At 41.9% G+C, this 3537-nt stretch carries 3 protein-coding genes; all 3 read left to right on the top strand.

What is annotated here, in order from left to right; all coding sequences use genetic code 11:
- Positions 1-954, top strand: a 954-nt coding sequence (locus SST111_RS05250; RefSeq protein ID WP_249549682.1) for a VirB4-like conjugal transfer ATPase, CD1110 family, incomplete at its 5' end; no start/stop codon positions are given.
- Between the two features lies 1 nt (position 955).
- Positions 956-1114 carry a hypothetical protein gene (locus SST111_RS12385; protein ID WP_257211782.1) on the top strand — a complete coding sequence of 53 codons (159 nt, stop codon included), beginning with the start codon at positions 956-958 and terminating at the stop codon, positions 1112-1114.
- A gap of 63 nt (positions 1115-1177) precedes the next feature.
- A partial coding sequence (locus SST111_RS05245; RefSeq protein WP_257211784.1) for a phage tail tip lysozyme occupies positions 1178-3537 on the top strand: 2360 nt, incomplete at its 3' end.

The following is a 3537-nucleotide window of genomic DNA, read 5'->3' as shown; positions in this document are numbered from 1 at the left end:
CCGTATGAGGGGAAACTCTCACGTACGGTTCTTAGAGAGGAAGGTGGTAGTAATACCACTAACCTACTCGACTACAGTATTATCGGTCAAGCCTTTGGTGGGGAGAGTATTGATATTGCCCCAGACTCTACCACCTTCTTAAATGTCTTAGATCTATCTGATGAGAATATGGATGAGGATCCAGTTAAGGTCAAGTCCGAATTTCTCTTGTCTTGGATTGGAAAGCTCTTGGACCGCAAAATGGATGGTCGCGAAAAGTCGCTGATAGACCGTGTGACACGACTCACCTATAAGCATTTTGACACACCATCCTTGGTCGAATGGGTCTTTGTCTTATCTCAACAACCTGAACAGGAAGCTAAGGACTTGGCACTGGATATGGAACTCTATGTGGAAGGGTCGCTGGATATTTTCTCACATCGGACCAATATCAAAACTGACAGTCATTTCTTGATTTACAATGTCAAAAAGCTAGGCGATGAATTAAAACAAATTGCCCTCATGGTGATTTTTGATCAGATTTGGAATCGTGTGGTGAAAAATCAAAAACTAGGGAAGAAAACCTGGATTTACTTTGATGAAATGCAGCTACTTTTATTGGACAAGTATGCCTCTGATTTTTTCTTTAAACTCTGGAGTCGTGTCCGTAAGTATGGGGCGATACCGACAGGCATTACCCAGAATGTAGAAACACTTCTTTTGGATGCCAATGGTAGACGCATTATTGCCAATAGCGAGTTTATGATTCTTTTAAAACAGGCCAAGAGCGATCGCGAAGAGTTGGTGCATATGCTTGGACTTTCCAAGGAATTGGAGAAATACTTGGTCAATCCTGAAAAAGGGGCTGGACTTATCAAGGCCGGTTCCACCGTTGTCCCATTCAAAAATAAGATTCCACAACACACCAAGCTCTTTGACATCATGAGTACGGACCCTGAAAAAATGAGGACATGAGATGAAAGAGGATAAAAAGCTAGTCAAACAGGCTAGGCAAAACTTTCGAAGCAACTTAAAATCAGCTCGTATGCATTATCGTAAAGAAGTTAGGACCTCAAAACAGACTGTTCCTAAAAAAGGAAGATTTCGAAAATCAGCCAAAAATTCTCTGTTTTAGGAAAAGAAAACAGAGTTAAAAGGAAATCTACTCAGTAGCCAAAAGGAAGCAGAAGAGAAGTTCATAAAGGAAATTACCTATGTTTCTCCTAGACTGTTGAAGGTAAAGGAAATCAAGAACTATCGACTTCCGCAAGCTCAAGAACGTTTGCGGACAGCAAGAAAACATCTGTCAGAAGTGAAACTAAGTGAGAAACAACAGGTAGTTAATCGCAAGTTTACTTTCCAAAAAGAAAATCCTTCCCTGGAGTCTCGCTTTCAGTTTCACCAAGAAAAATCATTTGATCGACTAATTGCAGAAAAAGACGTAAGTTCTGCCAAGCGTGAGGTTAAACAACTCAAGAAAGTCCAAAAGACTAAGAAAAACTCTACCAAATTCAAAGTTGGATTAGGCTTAGCTGCATCCGAATCGCTTGACCTGGTAGCACAGGAGGATGATTTAGATGGTCTAAGAACCATGAAGGATACTAGTTTGAAAGCCAGACGCTATGGAATGTTTACCTTTCAAGCAGGTAAGGTGGCAGTAAAAAGTGGACAGACTGGTGTGCGGTTTACCAAAACAAAATTTTCTCATGGAAAGGAACGATTCCAAAACTTCAAAAAGGGAAAAAGATTCACACGCCAGAAACCTCTTAAACCAAGAAGACGTTACCAAACCTTTTTAAAGCATGTCAGAAAACAAAGTGTCGCAGGTTTCAAAGGAATCGTCCAAGCCATTAAGGGAAGTATGACTTTCTTTTCTGTCATTGCGGGAAATCCTTTGACTTGGATTGTCTCAGGCCTTCTCTTGATACTCCTTTTGATGATGAGCTTTTTCATGAGTGTCTCAGGTAGCAGTGTCATTCAACAAGATGAGATGGAATTGACCAAGGCCTATACCCACATGACGTGGGAAGATGCGGAACATACAAGAACCAACGAAAAAGGGATTGCCTACTACACCAAAATTGATGAGGTCATGGTTTACATGAATCATCAATACCAAGACTACAAGCTTGACGATGTCATGGAAACAGCTGGTGCGACCTACAAAGCATTTCTCAGTCAAGTCTGGACGGACTTAAATGGTGGAGTCTCTATTAAATCCATGTCTGACTTGTATAAAGAACCTGCTTACAAGCTGTCAGATGAGGACCAAGAAGAACTAAAGGAGTTGACCGAAGAAGGCAACTATTTAGCCCTTCAAGAATTGGACAATCCCTTCCAGGGACAGACCGATGAAGATAGTTTAAGTATGTTATACCGATATGGTTATGAGGTCATTGATGAAAAACCAACGCTTCATCACCATATCATCTTAGAAGCAAAAGAAGGTCAAGTCATTGTGGCTCCGATGGATGGCAAGGTATCTCTTGATGGGGAGAACGTTGTTTTGACATCTGGTAAGGGAGTCAATAAGACTAAACTAACCTTGTTTGGCATTCATTCAGGCCGAGTGAATGAAAATCAACAAGTCTTGGCAGGAGATATTATTGGTCAAACCAAGGATGGAACGGGTCTAAAACTCACCTATCAAAAGGTTGATGATGACACGGATAAGTTGGTCTATGTCAATCCAGCTTTCTACTTTCCAAAAGTAATCCAGGTTCAGACCACCATTCTTCCAACTATCGGTCAATTTGGTGGCGACGAGTTCGAGAGAGCAAAGGCTATTTATGACTATCTCAAAAGCAAAGGTGCGACCAATCAAGCTATTGCAGCCATTTTAGGAAATTGGTCGGTAGAATCCTCTATTAATCCCAAGCGTGCGGAAGGCGACTATCTATCTCCTCCTATTGGTGCGACAGACAGCTCGTGGGATGATGAGGGCTGGCTCTCACTCAATGGTCCAACGATATACAATGGACGTTACCCAAATATTCTCAAACGTGGTTTAGGCTTAGGACAATGGACAGATACTGCAGATGGTTCACGCAGACATACCTTATTGCTCGAATATGCCAAAGGAAAACATCAAAAGTGGTATAACTTAGGGTTACAACTGGATTTCATGTTGCATGGGGATAGTCCTTATTACACCAACTGGTTAAAGGACTTCTTCAAAAATTCAGGAAGTCCAGCCAGTCTTTCCCAACTCTTTCTCATTTACTGGGAAGGAAATAGTGGTGATAAGCTGCTTGAACGACAGACACGAGCCAGTGAGTGGTATTACCAAATTGAAAAAGGCTTTAGTCAACCTAACGGTGGGACAGCACAAAGTGATCCAAAAGCACTTGAAGCTGTACGAGGAGACCTTTTTGAAAACTCTATTCCAGGAGGTGGTGACGGTATGGGATATGCCTACGGCCAATGTACTTGGGGAGTCGCAGCCCGTATTAACCAACTGGGTCTAAAACTCAAAGGTAAAAATGGTGAGAAGATTCCAATTATCAGTACCATGGGCAATGGCCAAGATTGGGTACGAACAGCCGCAAGTCTCGGTGG

This window comes from Streptococcus suis YS161 (assembly GCF_002760245.1).
GTDB classification, from domain to species: Bacteria; Bacillota; Bacilli; order Lactobacillales; family Streptococcaceae; genus Streptococcus; species Streptococcus suis_I.
This window is presented reverse-complemented; position numbering and strand designations above follow the sequence as displayed.